Source organism: Streptomyces zinciresistens K42 (assembly GCF_000225525.1).
GTDB classification, from domain to species: Bacteria; Actinomycetota; Actinomycetes; order Streptomycetales; family Streptomycetaceae; genus Streptomyces; species Streptomyces zinciresistens.
In genome coordinates, this window is sequence record NZ_AGBF01000364.1 from 1 (window position 1) to 3,385 (window position 3,385).

Consider the following 3,385-nt stretch of genomic DNA (forward strand, 5'->3'; position numbering starts at 1 on the left):
CCGCGCCACGGCAGGGCTGACGGCGGGCCCGCGGGCCCGCCGGGGTCCGCGCGTCAGGCGGCCCCCGCGCCGTCCCCGTCCCGGGGCGGCGGCACCGGTACGCCCATGACCTCGCGCGCGTGGCGGTTCGGCACCATGCCGAGCCGCCATGCCTGCCAGCCCGCCGCCAGGTCCACGCCCCGCTCCAGCAGCAGCTGGAACGCCTGCGCGCAGTCGTCCAGCTTGCGGTCCCGCAGCGGATGACCGGACCGGGCCAGCCGGGACAGCTCCTCCTGCGCCACCGCCGTACCGATCTCCACCCCGCCGGGAGCCGCGTACGGCAGCAGGGTGCAGCGCAGGAAGCGGGCCCAGTCCTCGCCGCGCCGGTCGCCGTAGGAGGCGAACAGCTCCGCCGCCGCGTCGCACAGCGCGAGCGCCTGCGGGGTGCGGTTGTTGCCCGCGTCCACCACGGCCAGCTCCAGGCACGTCCACGCCTCGCCGTGGGCGACGCCGATGCGCTGGAAGTCGGCGCGGGCGTCCACCAGCAGCTGCCGGGCGAACCCGGAGTTGCGCAGGGAACCGGTCTGGGCCGCCCGCTGGTCGCGGGTCACCCGGGCCGAGTGGTGCCGCGCGCACGCCAGCCCGTAGACGTCCCGCATCCGCGAGAACATCGTCCGCGAGCGCTCCAGCTCCCGCACCGCGAGACCCAGGTCGCCCGTCTCCTCCAGCGCCTGGCCCAGGTAGTAGAGCGACCAAGCCTCGCCGCGGGCGTCCTCGTTGTCCCGGTGCCGGGCCGCCGCCCCGCGCAGACCGTCGACCGCCGGCGACGGGTCCCCGGCCACCAGCCGGGCGCGGGACAGCTGCGTCAGGGCCCACGCCTCGCCGCGGGCGTCGCGGGTACGGCCGTACAGCTCCAGCGCCGTGCGCAGCTCCTCCTCCGCACGCGGTACGTCGTCCATCCGCAGCGCCAGCTGGCCCAGCTGGAAGTGGGCCCACGCCTCGCCGTGCAGGGACTCGCCCGCGCGGTGCAGCGCGAGCGAGCCGGTCAGCAGCTCCAGGGACCGCGCGACGCGGCCCCGGTCGCGCTCCACGGCGGCCAGGGCGTGCATGGTCCAGCCGCGGTCCGTGGCCAGCTCGGGCACCGATTGGAGGTCGAGCGCCTCGCGCAGCCTGGCCGCCGCCTCGGTGAGGTTGCCCTGGTGGTGCAGCGTGATGCCCAGGGAGCACAGCGCGCGGGCCGCGCCCGCGTCGTGATGCGCCTCCCGGTAGAGGTCGACCACCGAGGCCAGGGTGGTGCGCGCCTTGTCCAGCTCGCCCAGCTGCCGGGCCGCGATACCGGTGCGCCACTGCACCGAGCGGACCAGCAGCCCCCGGTCCACGGCCTGCGCCAGCTCGCTGATCTCGCCCAGCCGGTAGAGGTCGCCGCGCAGCAGGCAGTAGTCGCACAGGGCGCCCAGCAGGTTCAGCACGGCCCCCTGGTCGACGTCCTCCGCGTGCCGCAGCGCGGCCGTGATGAAGCTCGACTCCTCGTCGAGCCAGCGCAGCGCGTCGTCCGGCGAGGTGAAGCCGTGCGGGCCGAAGCGGTCCGAGCGGGTCGACATGTTGCCGTCCACCAGGCGCAGCACCGACTCCGCGAGACCGGCGTAGTTCACGATCAGCCGCTCCTGCGCCGCCGTGCGCTCGGCCGGCTCCTCCTCGTCCGCGAGCCGCGCCTGCGCGAAGGCGCGGACCACGTCGTGCAGGCGGTACCGGTCACCGCGCACATGGTCGATCAGACCCGCGCCGGACAGGGCCACCAGCCGGCGTGCCGCCCGCGCCTCGTCCGTCCCCAGCAGCGCCGCGGCGGCCGCCGCGCCCAGCGAGGCCCGGCCCGCCAGGGCGAGCCTGCGCAGCAGTCTGCGCGCCTCCTCCGGCTGGTCGCCGTAGCGCAGCCACAGCACCCGCTCGGCCGGCTCCACCGGACCGTACGCGCCGAGGTCGGCGGCCAGGGCGCGCGGCGAGCGCGGCCCGAGCGCGGAACCCGCGATGCGCAGCGCCAGCGGCAGCCCGCCGCACAACTCGCCGATCAGGCGGCCGGCTTCGGCGTCGTAGGGGTCCGAGGAGTCCTGCGCGGCCGCGCTCAGCAGCTCCTCCGCGCCCGCCGCGTCCAGGGCCTCCACCGGCAGCTGGTGCACCCGGGCGGGCAGGCCGGCCGGCAGGTCGAGGGGGGTGCGGGAGGTGACCAGCACGAGGCTGTCGGAGCGTTCGGGGACGAGGGCGGCGACCTGGGCGGGGTCGCGGGCGTCGTCCAGCACCACGGTGACCGCGAGCCCCGCCAGATGCCGGTGGTAGAGCTCGCCCAGCCGCTTGACCTGCTGTTCGGGCGACGACCGTTCCCGGAACAGCAGTTGCTCGCGGGGCGCGCCCAGCCGGTTGAGCAGGTGCAGCAGGGCGTCCCGGGTCGGCAGCGGCGGCTCGTCCGCGGTGTCGCCGCGCAGATCCACCACGCACGCCCCGCGGAACTGGTCCTTCAGATCGTGCGCCGCGCGGACCGCGAGGGCGGTGCGGCCGCTGCCGGGGACGCCGTGCAGGACGACCACCACCGGCCGGGTCTCGGTGCTCGCGCGGGCCGCCTGCACCCACTGCCGGATTCGTGCCATCTCCCCCCGGCGGCCCGCGAACGGTCCGGAAGGCTGCGGGAGTTGACCGAAGGACTGCTCCATCACGCTGCGCCCGCGGGCCGCCGCGCTCTTGTCGGCGCCCCTCAGCCGCGGGCCGGTCCGCCGCGGGCCGGCCGCCGCGCTCAGGACCCGCTGCTGGTCGAGGAAGGGGCGGATGCCGCGCACCTCCAGCGCGGTCAGCCACTGCAACCTCAACTGCTCGGTGCCGCCCGGCTGTCCGGCGGCTCCCGCGCGCTGATGGGCGGCCGGCAGATGGGCCCCGGCCACCTTCACCACCGTCGCCGCCGCGCCGGCGACACCCACGGTGACCCCGGCCCCGACCGCGGTGCCCGTGCCCGTGCCGAGCGCCAGGTCGGAGACGAGGGCCGCGACCGCGGCGACGCCGGCCACCATCAGCGGGGTGGCGCCGCCCTCCCGGGCGAACCGCTGACCGAACGTCAGCCGGTCGGCCTCCGCCGCCTCCAGGGCCTGCGCGTACGCCTCGTACTCCTCCCGCGCGGAGTCGGCCATGGAGTCCAGTGCCCCGCGCGCCCGCGACAGCAGCACCTGTCCGTCGACACGTCCACCGGAGCGCTGCACCTCCTCCTCCACGGCCCGCACCAACAGCCCCTCGGCCTCGGTCCGATGGCTGTCCCGCATGTCACGTCCCCCTCCGGTGGCGACCTCGTCGCCTACGAGTGTCCTTCGCGGCGGGCGTCGGCGCGAGAGGGCGACGATCACCGGCGTCCCCGAACGGGCGGCGTGCG

Annotated in this window: 1 protein-coding gene; it reads right to left on the reverse strand. The window is 76.8% G+C overall.

The window, feature by feature from the left end; all coding sequences use genetic code 11:
• Window positions 1-53: 53 nt before the first annotated feature.
• The gene (locus tag SZN_RS36305) at window positions 54-3,278 is read right to left on the reverse strand and encodes a tetratricopeptide repeat protein (protein ID WP_007505542.1); all 3,225 of its coding nucleotides are present in this window, start codon (window positions 3,276-3,278) and stop codon (window positions 54-56) included.
• Between the last annotated feature and the right edge of the window lie 107 nt (window positions 3,279-3,385).